The following is a 22,096-nucleotide window of genomic DNA, read 5'->3' on the forward strand; positions in this document are numbered from 1 at the left end:
GGCCCAGCGATCATTCTCTGGGCGTCGGCCGTTGGTCGAACCGCAGGACCGCTGGCCGACTCGCCTCCAACTGATAGCCGCATGCGATCAGGAAGTCGACGCCACCGATGCCGGCGATGGCGCGCACGGTCCGGATACCGGCCTGGTCCAGTTCCTCGCCGAGGAGCCGGAGCAACCGGCGGCCGATGCCCAGGAAGCGCAGCTGGGGCGCTACGAGGACACCGTCCAGCACCATCTCCCGCCGATCGCCGAGATCCTCGCCGAGCAGCAGGTCCTCGCTGCGTTCGTGTGCCCGGAGTTCGCCGACCAGCTCACCGCCCGGCAGTTGGGCCACGAGCCGCCAGCACCCGTCCGGCACCCCTTCCGTCACCCGACGAAAGCTCACGGCGGCGCGTACCCGCTCCCGCACCCGTCGCTCGTCGCGTCGCCCGCGATGAAGGTCGTACGTCATCTCCGGCACCCGCACCGGCCACTGCTCCCGCGGGACGTACCAGTGGCCCCACCACGCACCAGGCCAGTCCTTCAGCGTCCGGACCTCCCGGATGTCGAGGTGCGCGGGATAGCGGCGGCCCCCCTCGTCGCGTCGTTCGTCGTGCGGGACGGGCCCCAGCGCACCGACGGCCCCCGGGCCGTCGACGGTGGTGCGCTGGTCAGCGGTCCGGACGCCGACCGCCAGTTCCCCTCCAGCGGCTCGGACCAACCGCTCCACCGTCCGCAGCCTCGGATCGACTCCTGGATCGGCCTCGATCCGCGCCACTGTGCTCTTGGGCACGCCCGACCGACGCGCCAACTCCCGCTGGCTCAGGTCTGCCCGGCGCCGGAGGGCGCGCAGCGCCGTCCCCACCTCGATCGGACCGTCCCGCTCCGTCATGTGTCGATCGTGACGACGGCACGAGCGCGTTTCAACAGGCGCGGCACACTTGTGGATAACCCTGTGGATAACCGCCTTGGGGTCGTGCGGCGGCGCGTCGCTTGTCGCGCGGTCCTCGGCCGGGATGCTCTTCGGCACGCTGTCGAGCTGCCCCGTTTGTGAGACCATGCTGAACCAGCGCCAGCGAGACCCGCGGGGCGCCGGTTCACCAGAGCTGCCGGTGACGTCGAGTGACCCGACAACCCCAAGGGACCGCCGGCACCGGTCCCCGGTATGCGACGAGGGTGCACTCGGGCGTAGACCGGGCCCTCGACAGGGGTACGTTCCCGCGCTGGGCGTCCGGTGCTCGCCGGATCACAACTCGCTCATCTGCCGCGTCGCGGCTTGCCCCATCCGTGAGGGCAGCTCGACAGGGCCGAACGGGGACACCAGTGCCGCCCTGCGTCTTCGCCGTCGAGGTCCCGATCGGCCCATGACTCGCGCGTCGGCGGCAGCCCGGCTCGGCGCCCGCGTGCCGGTGGTGGCGGGGCTCGGCCGCCCGCACCTCCGCGGCTGATCTCGCGAAGCAGTGCCACCTCGCGAAGCAGTGCCACCTCGCGGGACAGGTCACAGTCGTGGGGACCGGGCGGAGCCAGGCCGCCGACGGCGGGGATACGGTGAGGGCGTGGCGCTCTCGCTGGCTGTCTCCCCCTGCCCCAACGACACGTTCGTCTTCCACGCCCTGGTGCACGGCCTCGTGCCCGGCGCCCCGCCGGTCGACGTCACGTACGCCGACGTGGACGTGACCAACACGGCTGCCGAGCGGGGGGCGTTCGACCTGGTCAAGGTGAGCTACGCGGCGCTGCCGTGGCTGCTGGACGACTACCACCTGCTGCCCTGCGGGGGTGCGCTCGGCCGTGGCTGCGGTCCGCTGGTGCTGACCCGCGGCGACCGCGACCCCGGCCAGCCCGACGGCTCCGACCGCGCCGACCTGAGTGGTGCCACGGTGGCGGTGCCGGGCGACCGGACCACGGCGTACCTGCTCTTCCGGCTCTGGGCTGCCGAGCGGCCCCCCGCGCGGATCGAGGTCGTGCCGTTCCACGAGATCATGCCGGGTGTCGCGGCCGGCCGGTACGACGCCGGGCTGGTCATCCACGAGGCCCGGTTCACCTACCCGCGGCACGGCCTGACCGCCCTGGTCGACCTCGGCGAGTGGTGGGAGGCCGACACCGGCCTGCCCATCCCCCTCGGGGCCATCCTGGCCCGGCGCGGCGCGGTCGACCCGGAGGCCGCAGCCGGGTGGATCCGCGAGTCGGTGCGCCGGGCCTGGGCCGATCCCGCCGCCAGCCGGGAGTACGTGCTGGCGCACGCCCAGGAGATGGAGCCCGACGTGGTGGACCGGCACATCGGGCTCTACGTGAACGAGTTCACCGCCGACCTGGGGGACGCGGGGTTCGCCGCCGTCCGGGCGTTGCTCGGCCGGGCCGCCGACGCCGGGCTGGTGCCTCAGACCTCCAGCTCGTTGGCGACCGCGTGGACCAGCTGAGCGATCTTCTGCGCCGTCTTGCGGTCGGGGAAGCGACCCCGGCGCAGGTCCGGCTGGACCTTCGCCTCCAGCACCTTGATCATGTCCTCGACGAGGCCGTGCAGCTCCTCGGCCGGCCGGCGACGCAGCTCCGCCATCGACGGCGGGGCGTCGAGCAGCTTGACCCCCATCGCCTGCGCGCCCCGGCGGCTGTCCACCACGCTGAAGTCGACCCGCTGACCGCCCTTGAGGTCGGTGACACCCGTCGGTAGCGCGCCCTTGGGCAGGAACACGTCGCCACCTTCGTCGCTGGTGACGAACCCGTATCCCTTGGCCGCGTCAAACCACTTCACTCGACCCGTCGGCACCTGAGAACCCCTGCTTCGCTTGAGCTTGAGACGTCTACCGCTCCAAGGCTAGCCGGATCATCCCGTCGAGCGCCGCCGGGAATCCGGTGAGATCATCCAGCACCACCGCCGCCCCGGCCGCGCGCAGCTCGTCGGGGGTGCACGGACCGGTGGCGACCGCGATCCCGGGTACGCCCGCCGCCAACGCGGCCACCATGTCGGCCACGTGGTCGCCGACGTAGTGGGTCGCGCCGTGCTGCCGCAGCGCGGTCGCCTTCCCCTCCGCGAACAGGTCGCCGGCCACCTCGTCGACCACCAGCCCGAGGTGGTCGAGGTGCAGCCGGGCCAGGCGGCCGTGCTTGGCGGTCACCACCAGCGCGCGACCTCCGCTGTCGCGTACGGCGTCGAGCGCGGCGACGGCGCCGGGGAGCGGGACGGTGGGCGTGATGGCGTACGCCGGGTAGAGCTCGCGGTACGTCCGGACGGCCTCGTCGACCTGCTCCGGCGGGAACCAGCGGGCGATCTCGGTACGCAGCGGCGGGCCGAGCCGCGACACGACGGCCTCGACGTCCACGTGCACCCCCGTGCGGGCGGTCAGCGCCCGGAAGGTGTCGGCGATGCCGGGACGCGAGTCGACGAGGGTCATGTCGAGGTCGAAGCCGACCGTGAGCGCTGCCATGCGGGAGAACGTACCCGCCCGTCCCCGGGTCAGCCGGACGTCCGAGGGGCGCGAGGACCACCTGCCGGGCTAGCGTGGAACGACGATGACCACCTCACTCGCCGACCACCTGCGGTCGCTGCCCGACGAGTCGCTCGCCGCCCTCCTCCAGCTGCGGCCGGACCTCGTCGTACCCGTGCCGGCCGACGTCTCCGCGCTCGCCACCCGGGCCCAGTCCCGGGTCTCGGTGGCCCGCGCCCTCGACGCGCTGGACCAGTTCACCCTGCTGATGCTGGACGCCGCCCGGCTGACCCGGGACGCGGCCGAGCAGACCACCTCCACCGACGCGATCCTCGCCATGGCGACCGCCGGGCCGCAGCCGCCCGCCCCCACCACCGTCCGCGCCGCCGTGAACCGGCTGCGCGCGCTCTTCGTGCTGTACGGCCCCGAGAACGCCCTGCGCGTGGTGGCGAGCGTCGACGAGGTCTCCCCGTACCCGGCGGGGCTGGGGCGACCGGCGACGGAGCTGGACGCGCGGGCGGCGGCGCTCTGCGCGGACCCGGCCAAGCTGCGGCGGACGCTGCTGGCCGCGCCGCCCTCGGCCCGGGCGATTCTGGACCGGCTGGCCGCCGGACCGCCGGTCGGCACCGTGCCGGCGGGCGCGTTGCAGGCGCCCGCGCTCGGCGCGGAGGACGACCTGCCGCCGGACCCGACCAACGGCGGCGCGCCCACCGGCTCGCCGGTGCGCTGGCTCGTCGACCACCACCTGCTGGTGCCGGTCTCCGGCGGCCGGGCCGGCGTCACGGGCACCGTCGAGCTGCCCCGCGAGGTGGGCCTGCTGCTGCGCCGCGACAGCGGCCCGCTCGGCCCGCTGCGCAGCAGCCCACCGCCGGTGGCCACGGCGCCGCGCGAGCCGAAGGCCGCCGACTCCGCCGGGGCCGGGCAGACCATGGAGGTGGTACGCCACACCGAGGCGCTGCTGGAGCGGCTCGCCGCCGAACCGGCTCCGGTGCTGCGCTCGGGCGGCCTGGGCGTCCGTGACCTGCGCCGACTCGCCAAGGCCGTCGGGTTGGACGAGCCGGCGGCGGCCCTGCTGCTGGAGACGGCGTACGCGGGCGGGCTCGTCGGCGAGGTCGACCTGCCCGGGGCCACCACCACCCGGCACGGCGCCGACCAGCAGGTCCTGCCCACCGCCGGGTACGAGGTGTGGCGGGCCGGGACGCTCGCGCAGCGCTGGGAGCAGCTCGCCCGGGCCTGGCTGACCATGACCCGGCAGGCCGGGCTGGTGGGGCAACGCGACGACCGGGACCGCCCGATCACGGTGCTCTCCGCCGAGGCGGAACGGGCCGGCGCGCCGGCCGCCCGACGGGCCGTGCTGGAGGTCCTCGCCGACCTGGAACCGGCCACCGGGCCCACCTCCGAGGAGGTGCTGGCCCTGCTCGACTGGCGGGCGCCACGGCGCAGCCGGGGGCGCGAGGCCGCGCACCGGGAGGTGCTGGCCGAGGCGGCCACGCTGGGCGTGACGGGGCTGGGGGCGCTCACCTCGTACGGGCGGCTGCTGCTCGCCGACGTGACGGCGGCCGACGAGCGGGGCGGCGACGACCCACTCGGGCTGCGCTCGGACGCCGAGAGCGGCGACGCGTCCAACGCCGTACGCGCGCTGGACGCGCTGCTGCCCGCCCCGGTCGACCACTTCCTCGTGCAGGCTGACCTGACGGTCGTGGTGCCCGGCCCGCCCGATCCGGCGCTCGCCGCCGAACTGGAGGTGGTGGCGGAGCACGAGTCGGCCGGTGGCGCGAGCGTGCACCGGGTCACCCCGGCGAGCGTGCGCCGGGCCCTGGACGCCGGCTACTCGGCCGACGACCTGCACGCCCTGTTCCGGCGGCGGTCCCGCACCCCCGTCCCGCAGGGGCTGACGTACCTGGTGGACGACGTGGCCCGCAAGCACGGCGGGCTGCGGGTCGGCTCCGCCGGGGGGTACGTGCGCAGCGACGACGAGGCGCTGCTGACGGAGGTGCTCGCCGACCGGCGGTTGGAGCCGCTGGCGCTGCGCCGGCTGGCGCCGACGGTGCTGTCGACGCCGTACCAGGTGGGCCGGATGCTGATGGCGCTGCGCGACGCCGGGTACGCCCCGGTGCCGGAGGACGCGAGCGGGGCCGCGGTGCTGGCCCGACCGAAGACCCGGCGGGCCCCGGCCCGGGTGCCGGTGACGACCAGGACGCTCGACCCGCTGACCGCACCGAAGCTGGCGATGCCCCGCCTGCTGGGCGTGGTGGAGCAGATCCGGCGCGGCGATGCGGCGGCGCGGGCCGCGCGGCGGACGCCGGCCGTGGTCCGAGGCGGGGTGGGGCGCACCGGTCCGGCGCCGGTGCCCTCCCACAGCGACGCGATCGCCGTGCTCCAGCAGGCGGTCCGGGACCGGGCGCTGGTCTGGGTGGGGTACGTCGACGCGCACGGGGCGACCGCGTCCCGGCTCGTCCGGCCGGTCTCCATGGGCGCGGGCTACCTGCGCGCCGAGGACGACCGTACGGAGATGCTGCACACCTTCGCCCTGCACCGGATCACGGCGGCGGTGCTGGAGGACTGAGCGGGTCGGGTCAGCGGCGGCTGCGGCGTACCGTGCCGACGACGGAGACGATCAGCAGCAGCGTGAACCCGGCGCCGGCCGACTCGCCGACCGAGTCGATGAAGCCCTGTTCGAGGACCAGCCAGCCGAAGAGGAACCAGCCGACGAGCACCACCGCCGCCACCGCGTACGCGACCACGGTGGCGGTGGAGACCTCCTCGACGGGCGACCGGTCGTGCGCGGGACTGTGCTCCGTGATCACTTCTCGGTCGACCGTCATCTCCAGCCTCCCCGTCCGGTTCGACGCCTGACGTCCAGCGTGACACCGCCGTGTCGCGAGTGACAGGGGATAAAACCCGGATCGGACGAGTTGTGCGATGCCTCGGAGGGGCGCGGGTGGCCGGGCGACTCAGGTGCCGGGGCGCCGCCCGACCAGCACGACCTTGCTGCCCACCTTGCCCAACTCCCAGAAGCGGACGGCGTCGCCGGGGAGCAGGTTGACGCAGCCGTGCGAGCCGATCGACTTTTCGTGCAGGTAGGTGGTGGTCTGGTGGAAGCCCATGCCCCGGGTGAAGTGCTGCCAGTACGGCAGCCACACCTCGTACGGGTCGGACCACTCCTTGACGTTGCGGTAGTTGATCGTGAACGTGCCGGCCGGGGTGCGGTAGCCGGGCATGCCGGTGCGGGTGACGGTCGGCTTGACGAGCACCTTGCCGTTGCGCATGACCCAGGTGGTCTGCCTGGTCAGGTCGATGCAGAAGGTGGTGCCCGAGCCGGCCCGGCAGCGCGCCGTGTCGGTGGTGGCGAGCCGCTTCGCCACGTCGTGGGTCGTGGGCCCGGCGCGGCCGTGGGCGGGGCGGATGTCGTACCGCTTCTGGAACTTCTTGATGGCCGCGCAGTCGGCGGCGGACTGCCGGCCGTCGACGGTCACCCGCCCGAACCCGCCCAGCCGGGCGAGGTACGCCTCCACCGCGCGCTGGTGCTCGCCCTGCGGGCAGCCGGCGACGGACGGTGCCCCGATGGGCTTCGTCGCGGAGCGCGTCGGCTTCACCGTGGGGCGCGTCGGTGCCGGCGTGCCCCGCGTCGGCTTGACCTTGGGCTTCGGCGGCGCCTTGCTGGGTTGCGCCCGCTGGTCCGGCCCGGGCGCACCGCTCGCCCCCGTTACCCGCTCCGCAGCCCCGGCCGCGACGGGTCCCCCGCCCCCGCCGCCGTCGGCCTGCGGATCGAACGTGCACGCACCGGCACCGACCAGCGTGACCACTGCCAGGGCGACGAGCCGGCTGCTGATCCGGACGTGTTTCATGCTGCCTCCCTGACAGGTGTCCCCTTTGCTAGACGTTGCGAGTGCCGCTCCGGTTGCTCCAGGTGAGCAGATTTTTCTGCCGTCACCCGGGTGCGTGCAACACTGGTGGGTCGGCCTGGGCGGGTCAGTCGCCTCCCGGACAGCCGGCGACCCGAGGCGGAGGAGAGGCACTGGCGTGAGCGGTGGACCCCTGATCGTGCAGTCGGACAAGACCCTGCTGCTGGAGATCGACCACCCCGACGCGCAGGCGTGCCGGATGGCCATCGCGCCCTTCGCCGAGCTGGAGCGCTCCCCCGAGCACGTGCACACCTACCGGCTGACCCCGCTCGGGCTGTGGAACGCCCGCGCCGCCGGCCACGACGCCGAGGGCGTGGTCGACTCCCTGATCAAGTACTCGCGCTACCCGGTGCCGCACGCGCTGCTGGTCGACGTGGCGGAGACGATGGACCGGTACGGCCGCCTCCAACTCGCCAACGACCCGGCGCACGGTCTCGTGCTGCGGGCGCTGGACCGGCTGGTGCTGATCGAGGTCGCGAAGAGCAAGAAGCTCGCCGGGATGCTCGGCGCGAAGCTCGACGACGACACGATCGCCGTGCACCCGTCGGAGCGCGGCCGGCTCAAGCAGGCACTGCTCAAGCTGGGCTGGCCGGCGGAGGACCTGGCCGGCTACGTCGACGGCGAGGCGCACCCCATCGAGCTGGCCGAGGCCGGCAAGGACAGCGGCAAGCCGTGGACGCTGCGGTCGTACCAGCGGGAGGCCGTGGAGGCGTTCTGGGCCGGCGGGTCGGGCGTCGTGGTGCTGCCGTGCGGCGCCGGCAAGACGCTGGTCGGGGCGGCGGCGATGGCCGAGGCGAAGGCGACCACGCTGATCCTCGTCACGAACACGGTCGCCGGCCGGCAGTGGAAGCGCGAGCTGATCGCGCGCACGTCGCTGACCGAGGAGGAGATCGGCGAGTACTCGGGCGAGCGCAAGGAGATCCGCCCGGTCACCATCGCCACGTACCAGGTGCTCACCTCGCGCAAGAAGGGCGCGTTCACCCACCTGGACCTGTTCGGGGCCCGCGACTGGGGCCTGGTCGTCTACGACGAGGTGCACCTGCTGCCCGCGCCGATCTTCCGCTTCACCGCGGACCTCCAGGCCCGCCGCCGGCTGGGCCTCACGGCGACTCTGGTACGCGAGGACGGCCGCGAGGGCGACGTGTTCAGCCTGATCGGCCCGAAGCGGTACGACGCGCCCTGGAAGGACATCGAGCAGCAGGGCTGGATCGCCCCGGCCCAGTGCACCGAGGTACGCGTGACCCTCACCGACGCGGAGCGCATGTCGTACGCGACGGCGGAGGCCGAGGAGCGCTACCGGATGGCGGCGACCGCCCGCACGAAGCTGCCCGTGGTGAAGGCGCTGGTGGACCGGCACCCGGACGAGCAGGTGCTGGTGATCGGCGGCTACATCGACCAGTTGCACCAGCTCGGCGAGTACCTGGACGCGCCGATCGTGCAGGGCTCGACCACCAACAAGGAGCGGGAGCGGCTCTTCGACGCGTTCCGCTCCGGCGAGGTGCGGACGCTGGTCATCTCGAAGGTCGGCAACTTCTCCATCGACCTGCCCGAGGCGGCCGTGGCGATCCAGGTGTCGGGCACCTTCGGGTCACGGCAGGAGGAGGCGCAGCGGCTGGGCCGGGTGCTGCGGCCCAAGGCCGACGGCCGCCAGGCGCACTTCTACACCGTCGTCTCCCGGGACACCATCGACACCGAGTACGCGGCCCACCGGCAGCGCTTCCTCGCCGAGCAGGGGTACGCGTACACGATCGTCGACGCCGACGACGTCCTCGGCCCGAAGCTGCCGACGGTCGACTGAGCTCGGGCGTTCCCGATGTCCCTCACGCTCGCTGTAGACCTGATGTCGTAGACGACTCAGCCGTGGGTGCCTCCCGCCGGACCTGGTCGTCGCGTGCTGGCCGGAGGTGCTCCGACTGCGGGTCGTAGCAGATAAGTCCGTGCTCGGCGGCCCGCCCGGCGGGAACGGGACCTCAGGGGCCGAGCGGCGGCTCCGGCCCGCGAGCGGCTCATCCCGGCGGGGTCGGCATCTCCTCGGGTCCTTTCGCCGCCCGACGTGCGTCGGCGATCGCGATGCCCAGCAGGACGAGGGAGGCGGTGGCCGCGGCGGCCAGCGGTGTGGTGAACACCAGTGGCAGCGAGAGCGCCAGCAGCAATACGATGCCGACGATCCTGCGGGTGGAGACGCGATCGAACACGATACGTTCCAGTCGTATCCGCCCGAGGAGGAAGAGCGCCGGGCCACCGAGGATCGTCATCAGCCAGACAGGGAGCTGCCTGGCGTCGGGCCGTTCCTGCACGACCTCGTGGCCGATGGCGACCGTGAGGATCCCGATGACCATGACCATGTGGGCGGCACCGGTCCGTCGGCCGAGGCCCTCCCGGTTCCTCGCCATGGTGACCGCCTCGGCGAGGACCTGCCCGGAGCGGTAGAAGTAGATCCGCCAGAGCAGGATCGTGGTGATGAAGGCCACCACGAGCCCCAACGTGTTGGCGACGCCGGCGGGCCGAACCGTGTAGGTGCTTCCCACCGACAGCACGCTCTCCCCCAGCGCGATCAACAGGAGCTGCTGGTAACGCTCGGCCAGGTGGTGGCCGCCGTGCATGGCCCAGGCACTGATCGACCGGTGCCTGATGCGGGGAACGAGCCATCCGACCCGGGCGCCGAGGAAGTCGAGGGTGATGGCCAACGACCACAGCAGGACCCGGCCCTCGTCCTGCGCGATCCCCCCGACCACCCACAGCACGCCCGAGACGCAGGACCACGCCGCCATCCGAAGGTAGAGAACCTGGAGTGGGACGCGTCCGCGCACCAGCGCCGCCAGGATCAGCGGTCGACCGATCTGGAGCAGGACGTAGGGCAGGGCGAAGACCAGACCACGACCGATGAACGCATCCTGTAGCGACGTCGTCATGAGCAGCAGACCGAAGGCGCTGACCAGCACCATCACCTGGATCCCCTGGTGGCGCGGATTGAAGCGGCTGGTGATGTGCGCGGTCGTGGTCCACAGCCACAGCAGTGGCAACGCCAGCACGAGGGCGTAGAGCAGCGACGCCCAGCGGATCACGAGGGCATCGCTGAGCAGGTCCGGTGTCACCCGGTCGACGACACCTTTCAGGGCGAAGACCAGCACCAGATCGAAGAACAACTCCAGGAAGTTGGCCTGCCGGGACTGCCCCGGCCCCCGCAGCAGGTTTCCGGTCTCCGGGCCGCCGTTCCCGCGTTCCGCGCTCGTCATCGTGCGCGGCGATCTGCCCGCGGCCGTGCCGTCGTCCGCCACGCCGCACCGATCACGGACAGCGCTGGCGACCCGGACGGGTGACCCGGCGGGCTCAGGGCCGGGCCGGCGTCTCCGTGCGGGGCGGCAGGCAGCCGCTGGCCCACGACGTCTCCCTCAGGTCGACCTCGACAACGACGAGCCGCCCCCGGGGCACTCGCCCGTCGTGACGTACGGGGCATTCCGAAGGCTCCGGCGGGCACGCTTTCCCCTGCCGGCCGGCCCGGCGACATACCCGCCGAGCTTTCGCATACACCTGCCGCACCGGGTCGCCCCGGGGGCACGGCGACGACTCCCGCCTGTCCGCCCGGTGCCGTCAGTCGAGCGTGAGCCGCAGGTCGGCCTCGTCCCAGCCGTCCGACGCGCACCAGCCCTGCAACCGGCAGCGGTGCGTCCGGCACCCCTCGACCGCCTGCGCGTACGCCTGCTCCTCGGTGACCGGGATGTCGGCCCGGGTCAGGTCCTTCAGCCCCGGCGCCACCACCGGATCGTCGGCGGCGACGATGAAGGGGCCGTCGAGCGTGCGTACGAGTTGGTGCAGTGCCCGGTTCAACGGCTCCACCGCGCCGGCGTCCGGCCGGTGGCGGGGATCGACACCGCCGCGCAACAGCAGCAGCGCCCCGTCGAGCACGGTCACCGCCGCCGAAGCGGACTTCCCGCAGCTGTCGGCATGGAAGAAGTGCAGCACGGGAAACGCCAGATGCCGTTCACCCAGCCGGACGAGTTCCGGGGTCAGGCTGGTGAGGTGCTGGGTGAACATGGGGGAGAACTCCCCGTCGGCCCAGCCACGACGGACGATGTCGACCGGGTCGGCGCCCAGGGCGGCGATGTGACCGGCGATCGTGCGCTTGTCGACCACGGCGGACACCACCTGCATGAGGTATGTGATGCCCAGGGTGATCAGGAACAGACCGGTCAGCACGGCGCCGGTCGTTGCGAGCTGGGAACCTGTGGTTCCCGGGGTGTAGTCGCCGACGCCGAGCGTGAAGATCGAGAACCCGGTGAAGTAGAACCTGGACCAGCCGTCGGCGGGGCGGCCGAACTGGTCGAGCACCGCGTCCGGGACGGCGCTGAAGACCAGGAACCAGCCGAGCCAGAGCCCGGCGACCCAGGCCCCGAAGGTACCCATCAGCACGCTGGTGCCGGCCCAGCGCAGCAGTCGTTGCCGTCGAGGGCCACGACCGGCAAGCCGGCGGGTCAGCCACCACATCCCCTGCGACACGCGCCGGGTGACCGGCCCCGCCCCGCCCGCCAGCGACAGGGTCGTCAGCGCCGCGTCCACGAGGACGATTCCCACCACCAGGACGCCGACCAGTACCGACAGCACACTCACCGCTCCGCCCCCCACCACAACTAGCGCCCGCCCGACCCCAGGTCGCCGCATTCGCTCAGGCCAACCGCTCCAACCTCAGGCCTTCCACGTGCCTGCGCAACTCGGACCGGGGCCGTGGCCAGGCCGGCAGGCCGTGGAGTCGCCGCGTGCGGCTGGACCGCACAACAGCAACCACGTTGCTGCGATCACCATCAGAACCAGAGCGAGACCGGCGACGACCTCCGTCACGACAGCCCAGGCCGGAAACGGGCCACCGTCGTTCGGGACGCTCACGAGAAAGCCGCCATATGCCGACCGGACGAGGATCGGACCGGTCCACAGATGAAGCAGGGCGCGGCCGGGCCTGACCCGATGACGAACCAGCAGCCCACCGGCGGCGAACAGAACGGCCGCGCCTGTCATCGAGGTGACCACCAGCATCAGCAGCAGGACGACATCCATTCCGCCGCCGTACATCGCCTCCGCGTCAAGCGCGTCACGAAGGACGATGCGGGCTCCGCTTGCTGATTGCGCAAGACCCAACGCGCCACCGGCGAACAGCCAGAGGGAAGGACGCACGGGGCACGATAACAAGCTGGACCGGGGGCGAATCGCGTCCATGACTGCACGAACGGGAGCTTCTCCGGCCGACCATCACGCCCCGGCCTGCGCGGCGTCCGCCGTGACCCCCGTGGCGCTGACGATCCCCGACCGCGACCGGTGGCCCGAGCGGCGTAGCGACGTCACCCGCCCCTGCCGGTACCGACTCACCGGCTCAGGACGATCTCCCTCTCCATATGGGACAGCTTCTCGGGATTGCGTACGGCGTAGATCCCGGTGATGAGGCCGCCGTCGATGCGCACGGCCAGGACCGTGTCCATCTCGCCCCCGAGTTGGACGATCAGCGCCGGGTGGCCGTTGACCTGTGCCGGCCGCCACGACGTGCTGCCCGCGACCCTGCCCCACCCGCCGGCCAGCAGGCGGGCCACCTTGTCGGCTCCGAGGATGGGCCGCGGGACTGCCTGCTTGACGCCGCCACCGTCACCGAGCAGGACCACGTCCGGCGCGAGGATGTCGAGCAGGCCCTGCAGGTCGCCGGTCTCGACCGCCCGCTGGAACGCGTCGAGCGCGTACCGGGTCTCGGCGGCGGAGACGACCCGGCGGGGCCGGCGCGCCGCGACGTGTGCCCGTGCCCGGTGGGCGATCTGACGGACAGCGGCGGGATTCTTGTCGACGGCTTCGGCGATCTCGTCGTACCCGAGGTCGAACACCTCGCGCAGCACGAACACGGCCCGTTCGGTCGGTGCCAGCGTCTCCAGCACCAGCAGCATCGCCATCGAGACGCTGTCGGCCAGCGCGACGTCCTCGGCGACGTCCGGAGCGGTGAGCAGCGGCTCGGGCAGCCAGGGGCCGACGTAGGACTCCCTGCGGCGGCTGAGCGTACGCAGTCGGACGAGTGCCTGGCGGGTGGTGATCCGGACCAGGTACGCGCGCCGGTCCCGGACCGTGCCCAGGTCGACGCCCGCCCACCGCAGCCAGGTCTCCTGCAGGACGTCCTCCGCGTCGGCGGCCGAGCCGAGCATCTCGTACGCGACGGTGAACAGCAGGTTGCGGTGGGCGAGGAACGCCTCGGTGGCCGGGTCCGGGCGATCGTCGGCGGCGGTCTGCGGCGTACCCACCATGGGTGGCTCCTGTTCCCTCGCGACTGCGTCACCCATCAGATGCCGGACCCGGCCGTGCTGTGACACCTCCGGCTGTGGCAGTCGTCACCCCGGCCGCGCCGTCACACGGCGCTGCACGCCGGCATCTCGTGTTCGTCCAACCGAACCCCAGGAGTAAAGGACGGAAGCATGGACGCCCGATTCAACTTGTTCGACAACGAGGTCGCCGGGAAGTTCGCCAAGCGGTTCGCGAACGCCGGCCTGGTGATCCAGCAGTCGCCGCTGCCCAAGGCCACGCAGGAGCTGGTGTCGCTGCGGGCCAGCCAGATCAACGGCTGCGGCTGGTGCATCGACATGCACACCAAGGAGGCCGCAGCGGCCGGCGAGAGCGCGGTCCGGCTCAACCTGGTCGCCGCCTGGCGCGAGTCGACCGTCTTCACCGAGGCCGAGCAGGCCGCGCTGGCGCTCGCCGAGGAGGGCACCCGGCTCGCCGACGCCTACCAGGGCGTGTCCGACGAGACCTGGGCCGAGGTGCGCAAGCACTACGACGACGACCAGGTCGCCGCGCTGGTCGCGCTGGTCGCCCTGATCAACGCGGCAAATCGCCTCGCCGTGATCGTGCATCAGCGGGGCGGTTCCTACCAGCCGGGCATGTTCGCCGCCGCGTTCGACTGAATCGAGAGCCGGCCCGGCCCGGGGTCAGCCGGTCCGGGCCGACGGTGGCGGCCGGTCGACGACCGGCCGCCACCCGCGCACCGCGTCAGCCGGCGCCGCCGGCCCGGAACGCGACCCAGGCGTCGCTCATCCGGTCCGCCTGGCCCGGCGTGAACATGTTCATGCAGGAGTCCTGCGTGTAGTCCATGAAGTTGTGGATCGGGTCCAGCCCGGGTGCGGTGCAGGTGTCCGCGCCCACCGGGCAGTTGAACTGCGGTGCCGCCTCGCGCGGGGTGTCCGCGACGAAGTCGCCGGCGGCGGAGCAGCCGTGCGCGAAGGTGTGCTCCAGCATCAGCCAGTGCCCGACCTCGTGCGTCAGCGTGTCGCCGAGGGCGTACTTGCCGGCCGTGCCGCCCGGCATCGACTCGTCGAGCAAGACCACGCCGTCGATGTAGTCGCGGCCGTTGTTGTAGCCCTTCGGGAAGTACGCCCAGCCGAGCAGGCCGCCGCCGATGTTGGCCGCGTACACGTTGAGGGTCTCGGAGTCGCCGGTGTGCAGCGCCTTCTTCATGTCGCGCTCGTTCTTGCCCGGCACGACGGTGTACCAGGCGCTGTTCACCGTCCACGTCGTGTCGACGAGGTCGAACCGGAACGGCGTGTCGGAGGCGTTGGCGGCGGTGCGGCCCGCGAACGAGTCGTTGAGCACCTTCATCTGCGCCGCGATCAGGGTGTTCCACCTGGTCGTTTCGGCAGCGGTGAGCGGGTGGTCGGAGATCATGTGGAAGACCGTCGGCACGGTGACGCTGCCGTTGGCCAGGCGCGGGGCGTCCTTGATGACGCCGTAGGCGTTCGCCTCGTTCTTGGAGTACAGCTCCGGCTCCTGGGCGGTGGCGCCCTCGGCGAGCCGGGCCGCGCCGTGCCCGTGGGCGTCCGGCTCGCACTCGGCGGCACCCGGGGAGACGGGCACGGGCGCCGCCGATACCGCGCCGTAGGCGCCACCGGACGCCAGGAGCGTCGCGGCGGTGGCGGTGAGGACCGCAAGTCGGAAGATCGGTCTCCTGTGCATCGGTGCACCTTTCAGGAGGATGGGGGCGGTGCGGAGTCGACGCGGGGTTGCCACGACCAGGTCGATGACGTCGTCTTCCCGGTATGAGACCACGTCGATCGCGCATGCAACAGACCTGCGGAAAGGGCCTGCCTTCCCTGTAACGCCAGGAGGCCGGGGAGCGCTGATCGAAGGCGCGCGGGCCGTTCCGCGGGCCGCGCCGCGCCTCCTCGGGGCGTACCGGCGAGGCTCGTTTCGTCCTTTCGGACGGCTACGGTCGGCGGACCCGGTAGTAGAGGTGGGTGACCCGGTCGCCCTCGACGACCGTCGGGTCGGACAGCTCGACGGGGGCGTCGCGGACGTGGTCGAAGAACGGCACGCCGTCGCCGAGCAGCACCGGCACCAGGTTGACCCGGATCTCGTCGAGCAGCCCGGCCGCCAGGCACTGGCGGGCGATGCTGCCTCCGTTGACTCCCACCCAGCGGTCACCGGCCAGCTCGCGGGCCCGCGCGACGGCGGCCTCGATGCCCTCGGTGACGAAGGTGAAGGGCGCGCCCGGCCGGGGCCAGCCGTCCGGCACGTGGTGGGTGACGACCACGACCGGCTTGTCCATGGGGTGCCGGCCGTCCCAGCCGCCGACGAGGTCGAACAGCCGCCGGCCGACGACCAGGGCGCCGGTGTCGTCCAGGGTGTGCCGCAGGTGCCCGGCGCTCGCCTGCGAGGTGCGGAACGTCATCTCCGGCTTGGCGGTTCCGATGGCGACGTCGCCGTTGCCGTACCACTGGAAGAGCCGGTCGAAGCCGGTCTCGCCCGGGCCGGCGATGTAGCCGTCCAGCGACATGCTCGCCTCGGTGTAGACCCCGGCCATCTACAGCACCCGGGTGATCTGCTCGGCGGCGATCCGGGCGTCGAGCCGGGCCGGGTCGAGGTTGGCGCAGAGCACCACCGACGCGCCTACGGCCAGCGGCGCCAGCAGCCAGTACACGGGCTGCTCGTGCTCGGCGACGTCGACCAGCAGCCGATCGCCGGCCCGTAGGTCGAGCCGCTCGGCGACGGCCAGCGCGACGCTGCCCCACTGGCGGTAGCTCGTACCGTCGGGGCTGGCCGCGTGGGCGCTGGTCAGCGGGGCGGACGCGGGCAGCGCGTCGGTGTGCCGGCCCACCTCGGCGAGCCAGTCCCGGTATTCCTCCGGGGCGGGGGCGCGCGGGGTGACGCCGAGGCCGAGGACGAAGCGGTGCCGCGCCTCGGGCACGTCCTCCAGCCAGTCGTCGAGCCGCTCGGCGCTGACGAAGACGGCGTCGTACGGTTCGTCGGCGCCCGGCTCGACCGGCGGCAGGCCGGCGGTAGCCCGGGGCCGGAAGGACACCGCCACCCCGGCCGACCAGGCGCCCAGCAGCACGGCGGCGCTCTGCCAGTGCGCCGGGAGCAGTACGGCCGCCCGGTCGCCGACGCCCAGCCCGCAGCCCTCGCGCAGCAGCCCGGCGGCCCGCGCCGCCCAGCCGCCCAGTTCCGTGGCGGTCAGGTCGACCCGCTCACCGGTCGCGTCGTCGAGGTAGGTGAGCAGCGGCCGGTCCACCTCCGCCGCCCGCCCCCCGGCCAGCGGTTCCCGGACGAGGGCATCGGTCATGTTCATGTCGCACTCCTCGGCAGGCTGCGGCCAGCCTACTCAACCGTCGACGGGCCGGAACGGCATCGCCGCGCCGGCCCCGGGCATTGACCGGCGTTGCCACACTCGTGGCGCGGACGGTCCGCCGAGGCCCAGGGAGGCTGCGCATGCAGACGGACGAACGAGTGCCCCGGGCCCGTCGAGGCAGGACGCTGCGGGGCGCCGTGGCGCTGACCGTGCTGCTCGCCGGGGCGGCCCTGGCCCGGCCGGCGCCCGCCGCGGCGGACCCGCTGCCGGACCCCAACCCCACGGTGACCGCCACGATCTGGGCGCACTCCCCGACCACGACCGAGTACCGCATCACCGGCGGCTACAGCGCCCACTCCGGCGACGGCGACGTCGTGGTGCGCCGCACCGGCACCGGGGCGTACACGGTGGTGCTGGAGGGGGCGGCGACCAGCGGCGGGGTGGCGCACGCGGTGGCGTACGGCGGCGGGCCGGTCTTCTGCACGGTGGCGAGCTGGTACCGCAGCCCGATCGGCGCCCCCGACCTGCTGATCCAGGTGCGCTGCTTCGCCGCGACCGGCAGCCCCGTGGACAGTCGCTTCGTGGCCACCTTCACCAACGTCCGGCAGGTCGGCCAGGGCCGGCTGGCGTGGTTCGTCACCGACCAGGCGCAGCCGACCGGCGTACGCACCCTGCCCGCCGCGTACCGCTACGACTCGACCGGCGGGACGATCTCCTACGAGCGCCTCGACAAGGGCCGGTACCGGTTCCTGATGAACCCGAACCCGCCCAGCGAGGGCGGGGCGACCTTCCCGATGGCGCACGTGACCGCGCTGGGCGGCACCGCCGTGCACTGCCAGCTCGATCCGCCGGACGTGTGGGTGGTGCACTGCGCGAACGCCGCCGGCAACCCCGTGGACGCCCGCTTCGTGGTCACCTACGGCTCCCGGGTGGACCTGCTGGGCCGGGCGTTCGGGCCGCGCTTCGCCAGCGGCGTGTTCTACGGCGAGGACGTCCGCGACACCTGGATCGGCGGGGAGAGCTACAACTCGACGATCCCGGGCTTCGGCGGCGCGGCGGGCACGGTGCTCGGCACCGGCCGCTACCAGGTGCGTTTCGCCGGCACCGGGACCGGCTACGGCACCGCCTTCGTGAACTCCTTCGTGACCGGTCTCGGTCGTCCGCCGCGCGGCTACTGCGTACTGGCCGGCTGGTCTCCGTCCGGGGCCGACACCCTGGTCTCGGTCAACTGCTACGCCTGGCTGGGCGTGCCGGCCAACCTGAACGCGCGGATCTCGTACACCACCTGGCCGGCCGCCTGACGCCGCTGCCCGGCCGGCCCGCTCCCGCCGGCCTGGTGCTGTCAGGGGGCGGGCAGTTCGGGGCCGCCGTCGAGCAGCGGGGCCAGCAGGTCGCCCTGCTTCTCCACCCGCCTGAGCACCTCCCCCGCCGTGTACGGCTTCGTCGCCGGCCGCTTCCCCGCCGCGCCCGCCTCGACCTCGTCCCAGGTCAGCGGGGTGGAGACGGACGGCACGGACTGCGCCCGCAGCGAGTACGGCGACACGGTCGTCTTGGCCGCGTTGTTCTGGCTCCAGTCGATGAAGACCTTGCCCGGCCGTAGGTTCTTCGCCATCTTCGACACGATGAGCTTCGGGTGCGCCCGCTCCAGCTCCTGCGCGATCCGCTTGGCGTAGGCCGAGACGTCCTCGGCGTCCTGGGTGCCGGCGATCGGGCAGCACAGCTGCATGCCCTTCTTCCCGGACGTCTTCGGGTACGCGGAGATGCCGTCGTCGGCGAGCCGGTCGCGCATCAGCAGCGCCACCTGGCAGCACTGGCGCAGCGCCGCCGGCGGCCCGGGATCGAGGTCGACGACCATCATGTCGGGGTGCTCGCCGATCTTCCACTGGGGTGTGTGCAGTTCCAGCGCGGCGAGGTTCGCCAGCCAGACCAGGGTGGGCAGGTCGTCGGCGACCACGTAGTCGATGGTCTCGCGACCCTTGCTGGACCCGGGCGCGGGCAGCGTCTCGGTGCGTACCCAGCCGGGGGTGGCTGCCGGGGCGTTCTTCTCGAAGAACGAGCCGCCCGTGACCCCGTTGGGGAAGCGGATGCGGGTGAGCGCCCGGTCGGCGAGGTGCGGCAGGAGCACCGGGGCGATACGGGTGTAGTAGTCGATCACCTCGCCCTTGGTGAACCCGGCGTCGGGATAGAGCACCTTGTCCAGGTTGGACAGCTCCAGCGCGCGTCCCTCCACGTCCACCCGGAACCGCTCAGCCGGCATCGTCGACCTCCTCGGCGGGTTTGTCCGGCCGCAGCCGGAGCACCCGGGGGAACCGCAGTCGCCCGTCCGGGGTGCGCTGGCCGTACTTCACCTCCACCACGACCCGTGGTGTTACCCAGATCGCGCCCCGCGCATCCTCACGCGGCACGTCCCCGGCGAACGGCGACGCGCCGCTGCGCAGCGGCTCCAGCTCGCGCAGCAGCTCCCGCTCGATGGCCGCGCCGATGCCGCCACCCACGCGCCCCCGGTAGGTGAGCCGGCCGTCCGGGCCCGGCACCCCGACCAGCAGGCCGCCGATCCGGCGCGCACCGGGCCGCCAGCCGCCGACCACGAAGTCGCCGGTGACCTCCAGCTTGACCTTCATCCAGTCCGGGGAGCGCACGCCCGGCCGGTAGACCGACTCGACCCGCTTGGCCATCACCCCCTCCAGACCGTGCTCGCCGGCCGCCTCGTAGGTGGCCGGGCCGTCGCCGAAGACCGGCGACACCGCCCACCGGGCGCCGCCGAGCGCCAGGCCGTCCAGGGCCTCCCGCCGGCGGGCGTACGACCGGCCGGTCAGGTCCTCACCGTCGAGCCGGAGCAGGTCGAAGATCATGTACGTCACCGGGGCGACCGCCGCCAGCCGGGCGGCCTTGTTGCGGTCGCGCACGTGCATCCGCTCCGCCAGGGCCGTGAACGAGGGCTGGCCGGTCTCGCCGAGCAGCACCACCTCGCCGTCGAGCAGCGCGTCGCCCACCTGCTCGTGCAGGGCGGCCAGCTCGGGGTACGCGACGGTGATCTCCACGCCACTGCGGGCGTACAGGTGCTGCCGGCCACCGGAGATGTCCGCCAGCGCGCGGACTCCGTCCCACTTGAACTCGTACGCCCAGCCGGCACCCGCCGGGAGCTGCCCGGTCATCGCGAGCATCGGCTTGAGCGGCGCGCCGGGCACGTCCCGACTGTACTTGCGCACCGAAGCGCTCGCGTGGCCTTCGATCATTTGCGATCCTGGGCTGTACCGGCGAGAGGAGCACGGGGATGCGGGCCATCTGGAAGGGAGCCGTCTCGTTCGGCCTCGTCTCGATCGGGGTCAAGCTCTACTCGGCCACCGAGGAGAAGGACATCCGCTTCCACCAGGTGCACCGGGAGGACGGCGGGCGCATCCGCTACAAGCGCACCTGCCAGGTCTGCGGCGAGGAGGTCACCTACGACGACATCGCCAAGGGCTACGACATCGGCGGCGGCGAGATGGTGATCCTCACCGACGAGGACTTCGCCGAGCTGCCGCTGTCCAGCTCGCGCGCGATCGACGTGCTGGAGTTCGTCCCCGCCGAGCAGGTCGACCCGATCCTCTACAACAAGGCGTACTTCCTGGAGCCGGAGGGCACCGCCACCAAGCCGTACGTGCTGCTGCGCGACGCGCTCGCCGACTCGGAGCGGGTGGCGATCGTCAAGGTGGCGCTGCGCCAGCGGGAGCAGCTCGCCACGCTGCGGGTCCGCGAGGGCGTGCTGCTGCTCAACACCATGCTCTGGCCGGACGAGATCCGCAAACCCGACTTCGGCTTCCTCGACGAGGACCTGAAGGTCCGCCCGCCGGAGCTGGCGATGGCCAGCTCGCTGATCGACTCGATGGCCGGCGAGTTCGAGCCGGACGCCTTCACCGACGACTACCGGGCGGCATTGCAGGAGGTCATCGACGCCAAGGTGGAGGGCCGCGAGGTCGTCCAGCCGGAGGAGGTCGAGGAGGCTCCGGCCGCCGCGGTGGACCTGATGGCGGCGCTGAAGGCGTCCGTGGAGCGCGCCCGCTCCGCCCGGGGCGAGGCGCCGGCCGGCGGCGGGGAGCCGACCCCGATCTCGGCCGCCCGCTCGGCGCAGAAGAAGGCCGCCGAGAAGAAGGCGGCGAAGGCCCCGGCCAGGAAGACCGCCGAGAAGAAGGCCGCACCGAAGAAGACCGCCGCCAAGAAGGCCGCCCCGAAGAAGGCCGCCGAGGGCGAGAAGAAGCCGGCGGCGAAGAAGGCCGCGCCGAAGAAGGCCGCCCGCAAGACCGCCTGACCCCGCCCGACCGCGTCTCCTGTCGGCCGGTGCGCGTCCGGCCGGCGCACGGCGTGCCGTCGCGGCGTCCGCACCGCCCTCCCGCGCGCCGATGTTGCCTTGACGCCGGTGGCAAGGTCTAGCGTCGGTCGGGTCGGACGAGGGAGGTCGGATGCTGATCGGTGAGCTGGCGGAACGCGCCGGCACGAGCACCCGGGCCCTGCGCTACTACGAGACACACGGCCTGGTCCGGGCGGCCCGCTCGGCCAACGGATACCGGGTCTACGACGAGGCGGAGCTGCACGTCGTACGCGAGATCCGGGCGCTGCTCGCGGTGGGCTTCGGCCTGGACGACATCCGCCCGTTCGTCGCCTGCCTGCGGGCCGGCAACGCCTCCGGTCACGTCTGCCCGGACTCGGTGGCCGTGCTGCGACGCAAGCTGGCCGAGGTCGACGCCGGCATCGACCGGCTGCACGCGGTCCGCCGGGAGCTGCGCGACCAGCTCGCCCACGCCATCACCCACCGGGAGGAAACATGCTCGAGACTGCGCCGGACGGCTCGCTGACCGTCGTCACCGACGACACCTTCGCCACCGTGGTGCTCGCCGCCGACCGCCCGGTCGTGGTCGACTTCTGGGCCGACTGGTGCCCGCCGTGCCGGGCCGTCTCCCGAAGCCTCGCCGAACTCGCCGAGGAGTTCGCCGGCCGGATGGTCGTCGCCACGATCGACACCGACGCCAACCCGGCGGCCACCCGCGCCTACTCGGTGATGTCCCTGCCCACCCTCCTGGTATTCCGCCACGGCACGGTGGTCGGCTCGATCGTCGGGTCCCGCCCCAAGCACCACCTGCGCCAGTCCCTGGCCCGGCATCTGGAGGGCTGAGCCACCGGCCGGTGTGGGCGGTCTCGCCCGCCACCGGCCACCGCGGGTACGCTCCGCCGGC

The 22,096-nt window shown here is 72.9% G+C and carries 22 protein-coding genes; 8 read left to right on the plus strand and 14 right to left on the minus strand.

Features of this window, described 5'->3' with window-relative positions; all coding sequences use genetic code 11:
* Positions 1-10: 10 nt before the first annotated feature.
* Positions 11-871 carry a helix-turn-helix domain-containing protein gene (locus tag AC5L34_RS03975; RefSeq protein ID WP_494823822.1) on the minus strand — a complete coding sequence of 287 codons (861 nt, stop codon included), beginning with the start codon at positions 869-871 and terminating at the stop codon, positions 11-13.
* A gap of 664 nt (positions 872-1,535) precedes the next feature.
* Here AC5L34_RS03975 and AC5L34_RS03980 point away from each other — a divergent pair.
* Entirely contained in the window at positions 1,536-2,396 is an 861-nt protein-coding gene (locus AC5L34_RS03980) for a 1,4-dihydroxy-6-naphtoate synthase (protein ID WP_441173470.1), read from the plus strand.
* On the opposite strand, the gene AC5L34_RS03985 is transcribed toward AC5L34_RS03980, so the two are convergent.
* Both AC5L34_RS03985 and AC5L34_RS03990 read right to left on the minus strand, forming a co-directional pair.
* The gene (locus AC5L34_RS03985) at positions 2,357-2,743 is read right to left on the minus strand and encodes a cold-shock protein (protein ID WP_101413859.1); all 387 of its coding nucleotides are present in this window, start codon (positions 2,741-2,743) and stop codon (positions 2,357-2,359) included. The two genes, AC5L34_RS03980 and AC5L34_RS03985, sit on opposite strands and share 40 nt — an antisense overlap.
* A gap of 34 nt (positions 2,744-2,777) precedes the next feature.
* Positions 2,778-3,401 carry an HAD family hydrolase gene (locus AC5L34_RS03990; protein WP_441173471.1) on the minus strand — a complete coding sequence of 208 codons (624 nt, stop codon included), beginning with the start codon at positions 3,399-3,401 and terminating at the stop codon, positions 2,778-2,780.
* Between the two features lie 85 nt (positions 3,402-3,486).
* Between AC5L34_RS03990 and AC5L34_RS03995 the strand changes: the two genes are divergently transcribed.
* Complete coding sequence (locus AC5L34_RS03995; protein ID WP_494823823.1) at positions 3,487-5,967, plus strand: helicase-associated domain-containing protein; 2,481 nt, start codon at positions 3,487-3,489, stop codon at positions 5,965-5,967.
* A gap of 10 nt (positions 5,968-5,977) precedes the next feature.
* Here the strand turns inward: AC5L34_RS03995 and AC5L34_RS04000 are convergent, their stop codons facing one another.
* Both AC5L34_RS04000 and AC5L34_RS04005 read right to left on the minus strand, forming a co-directional pair.
* Complete coding sequence (locus AC5L34_RS04000) at positions 5,978-6,226, minus strand: hypothetical protein (protein WP_363892796.1); 249 nt, start codon at positions 6,224-6,226, stop codon at positions 5,978-5,980.
* A 129-nt stretch (positions 6,227-6,355) separates the two neighbouring features.
* Positions 6,356-7,249, minus strand: coding sequence for a L,D-transpeptidase family protein (locus AC5L34_RS04005; RefSeq protein WP_494823824.1), 894 nt, complete (start codon positions 7,247-7,249; stop codon positions 6,356-6,358).
* Positions 7,250-7,424: 175 nt separating this feature from the next.
* Here AC5L34_RS04005 and AC5L34_RS04010 point away from each other — a divergent pair, with 175 nt between their 5' ends.
* Positions 7,425-9,104: a DNA repair helicase XPB gene (locus AC5L34_RS04010; RefSeq protein WP_494823825.1), complete on the plus strand. Its 1,680-nt coding sequence runs from the start codon at positions 7,425-7,427 to the stop codon at positions 9,102-9,104.
* A 208-nt stretch (positions 9,105-9,312) separates the two neighbouring features.
* Here the strand turns inward: AC5L34_RS04010 and AC5L34_RS04015 are convergent, their stop codons facing one another.
* The 4 genes from AC5L34_RS04015 to AC5L34_RS04030 all read right to left on the minus strand — a co-directional run bounded on the left by AC5L34_RS04015 (position 9,313) and on the right by AC5L34_RS04030 (position 13,575).
* Positions 9,313-10,542, minus strand: a complete 1,230-nt coding sequence (locus AC5L34_RS04015) for a low temperature requirement protein A (protein WP_441173475.1) — start codon at positions 10,540-10,542, stop codon at positions 9,313-9,315.
* A gap of 355 nt (positions 10,543-10,897) precedes the next feature.
* On the minus strand, positions 10,898-11,914 hold the full coding sequence (locus tag AC5L34_RS04020) for a potassium channel family protein (protein ID WP_494823826.1): 1,017 nt from the start codon (positions 11,912-11,914) through the stop codon (positions 10,898-10,900).
* Between the two features lie 75 nt (positions 11,915-11,989).
* Positions 11,990-12,472, minus strand: coding sequence for a hypothetical protein (locus AC5L34_RS04025; RefSeq protein WP_494823827.1), 483 nt, complete (start codon positions 12,470-12,472; stop codon positions 11,990-11,992).
* A gap of 188 nt (positions 12,473-12,660) precedes the next feature.
* Positions 12,661-13,575: an RNA polymerase sigma-70 factor gene (locus AC5L34_RS04030; protein WP_441173478.1), complete on the minus strand. Its 915-nt coding sequence runs from the start codon at positions 13,573-13,575 to the stop codon at positions 12,661-12,663.
* A gap of 168 nt (positions 13,576-13,743) precedes the next feature.
* Between AC5L34_RS04030 and AC5L34_RS04035 the strand changes: the two genes are divergently transcribed.
* Positions 13,744-14,229 carry a carboxymuconolactone decarboxylase family protein gene (locus AC5L34_RS04035; RefSeq protein WP_089002336.1) on the plus strand — a complete coding sequence of 162 codons (486 nt, stop codon included), beginning with the start codon at positions 13,744-13,746 and terminating at the stop codon, positions 14,227-14,229.
* Between the two features lie 85 nt (positions 14,230-14,314).
* On the opposite strand, the gene AC5L34_RS04040 is transcribed toward AC5L34_RS04035, so the two are convergent.
* The 3 genes from AC5L34_RS04040 to AC5L34_RS04050 form a co-directional block, all read right to left on the minus strand.
* Positions 14,315-15,274, minus strand: coding sequence for a zinc metalloprotease (locus tag AC5L34_RS04040; RefSeq protein ID WP_441173479.1), 960 nt, complete (start codon positions 15,272-15,274; stop codon positions 14,315-14,317).
* A gap of 250 nt (positions 15,275-15,524) precedes the next feature.
* Complete coding sequence (locus AC5L34_RS04045; protein ID WP_494823828.1) at positions 15,525-16,121, minus strand: dihydrofolate reductase family protein; 597 nt, start codon at positions 16,119-16,121, stop codon at positions 15,525-15,527.
* Positions 16,122-16,886 carry a TIGR03089 family protein gene (locus tag AC5L34_RS04050; protein WP_441173480.1) on the minus strand — a complete coding sequence of 255 codons (765 nt, stop codon included), beginning with the start codon at positions 16,884-16,886 and terminating at the stop codon, positions 16,122-16,124.
* Positions 16,887-17,026: 140 nt separating this feature from the next.
* Between AC5L34_RS04050 and AC5L34_RS04055 the strand changes: the two genes are divergently transcribed.
* The gene (locus AC5L34_RS04055; protein ID WP_494823829.1) at positions 17,027-18,187 is read left to right on the plus strand and encodes a hypothetical protein; all 1,161 of its coding nucleotides are present in this window, start codon (positions 17,027-17,029) and stop codon (positions 18,185-18,187) included.
* Positions 18,188-18,228: 41 nt separating this feature from the next.
* Here AC5L34_RS04055 and ligD (AC5L34_RS04060) read toward each other — a convergent pair whose 3' ends face one another.
* Positions 18,229-19,143, minus strand: a complete 915-nt coding sequence (gene ligD / locus AC5L34_RS04060; protein WP_441173482.1) for a non-homologous end-joining DNA ligase — start codon at positions 19,141-19,143, stop codon at positions 18,229-18,231.
* Positions 19,133-20,074 (minus strand): non-homologous end-joining DNA ligase, encoded by a 942-nt coding sequence (ligD, locus tag AC5L34_RS04065; RefSeq protein ID WP_494823830.1) that lies wholly within the window; start codon positions 20,072-20,074, stop codon positions 19,133-19,135. Before ligD (AC5L34_RS04065) ends, ligD (AC5L34_RS04060) begins: the two co-directional genes overlap by 11 nt.
* A gap of 86 nt (positions 20,075-20,160) precedes the next feature.
* Here ligD (AC5L34_RS04065) and ku point away from each other — a divergent pair, with 86 nt between their 5' ends.
* The 3 genes from ku to AC5L34_RS04080 all read left to right on the plus strand — a co-directional run bounded on the left by ku (position 20,161) and on the right by AC5L34_RS04080 (position 22,035).
* Positions 20,161-21,174 carry a non-homologous end joining protein Ku gene (gene ku / locus AC5L34_RS04070; RefSeq protein WP_441173483.1) on the plus strand — a complete coding sequence of 338 codons (1,014 nt, stop codon included), beginning with the start codon at positions 20,161-20,163 and terminating at the stop codon, positions 21,172-21,174.
* 151 nt (positions 21,175-21,325) lie between these two features.
* The gene (locus AC5L34_RS04075; RefSeq protein ID WP_121397016.1) at positions 21,326-21,718 is read left to right on the plus strand and encodes a MerR family transcriptional regulator; all 393 of its coding nucleotides are present in this window, start codon (positions 21,326-21,328) and stop codon (positions 21,716-21,718) included.
* Entirely contained in the window at positions 21,688-22,035 is a 348-nt protein-coding gene (locus AC5L34_RS04080) for a thioredoxin family protein (RefSeq protein WP_441173485.1), read from the plus strand. Before AC5L34_RS04075 ends, AC5L34_RS04080 begins: the two co-directional genes overlap by 31 nt.
* The last annotated feature ends 61 nt before the right edge of the window (positions 22,036-22,096 follow it).

The sequence above is a fragment of the Micromonospora sp. ZG13 genome (assembly GCF_059359355.1).

Excerpts from the sequence above, each read along its gene's own strand:
- AC5L34_RS04055 (WP_494823829.1), top strand. The coding sequence starts at position 17,027 with ATGCAGACGGACGAACGAGTGCCCCGGGCCCGTCGAGGCAGGACGCTG.
- AC5L34_RS04005 (WP_494823824.1), bottom strand. The coding sequence starts at position 7,249 with ATGAAACACGTCCGGATCAGCAGCCGGCTCGTCGCCCTGGCAGTGGTC.
- AC5L34_RS04075 (WP_121397016.1), top strand. The coding sequence starts at position 21,326 with ATGCTGATCGGTGAGCTGGCGGAACGCGCCGGCACGAGCACCCGGGCC.
- AC5L34_RS04040 (WP_441173479.1), bottom strand. The coding sequence starts at position 15,274 with ATGCACAGGAGACCGATCTTCCGACTTGCGGTCCTCACCGCCACCGCC.
- AC5L34_RS04080 (WP_441173485.1), top strand. The coding sequence starts at position 21,688 with ATGCTCGAGACTGCGCCGGACGGCTCGCTGACCGTCGTCACCGACGAC.
- ligD (WP_441173482.1), bottom strand. The coding sequence starts at position 19,143 with ATGCCGGCTGAGCGGTTCCGGGTGGACGTGGAGGGACGCGCGCTGGAG.
- AC5L34_RS04050 (WP_441173480.1), bottom strand. The coding sequence starts at position 16,886 with ATGAACATGACCGATGCCCTCGTCCGGGAACCGCTGGCCGGGGGGCGG.
- AC5L34_RS04015 (WP_441173475.1), bottom strand. The coding sequence starts at position 10,542 with ATGACGAGCGCGGAACGCGGGAACGGCGGCCCGGAGACCGGAAACCTG.
- AC5L34_RS03975 (WP_494823822.1), bottom strand. The coding sequence starts at position 871 with ATGACGGAGCGGGACGGTCCGATCGAGGTGGGGACGGCGCTGCGCGCC.
- AC5L34_RS04030 (WP_441173478.1), bottom strand. The coding sequence starts at position 13,575 with ATGGTGGGTACGCCGCAGACCGCCGCCGACGATCGCCCGGACCCGGCC.
- AC5L34_RS04035 (WP_089002336.1), top strand. The coding sequence starts at position 13,744 with ATGGACGCCCGATTCAACTTGTTCGACAACGAGGTCGCCGGGAAGTTC.
- AC5L34_RS04045 (WP_494823828.1), bottom strand. The coding sequence starts at position 16,121 with ATGGCCGGGGTCTACACCGAGGCGAGCATGTCGCTGGACGGCTACATC.
- AC5L34_RS03995 (WP_494823823.1), top strand. The coding sequence starts at position 3,487 with ATGACCACCTCACTCGCCGACCACCTGCGGTCGCTGCCCGACGAGTCG.
- ku (WP_441173483.1), top strand. The coding sequence starts at position 20,161 with ATGCGGGCCATCTGGAAGGGAGCCGTCTCGTTCGGCCTCGTCTCGATC.
- AC5L34_RS03990 (WP_441173471.1), bottom strand. The coding sequence starts at position 3,401 with ATGGCAGCGCTCACGGTCGGCTTCGACCTCGACATGACCCTCGTCGAC.
- AC5L34_RS04000 (WP_363892796.1), bottom strand. The coding sequence starts at position 6,226 with ATGACGGTCGACCGAGAAGTGATCACGGAGCACAGTCCCGCGCACGAC.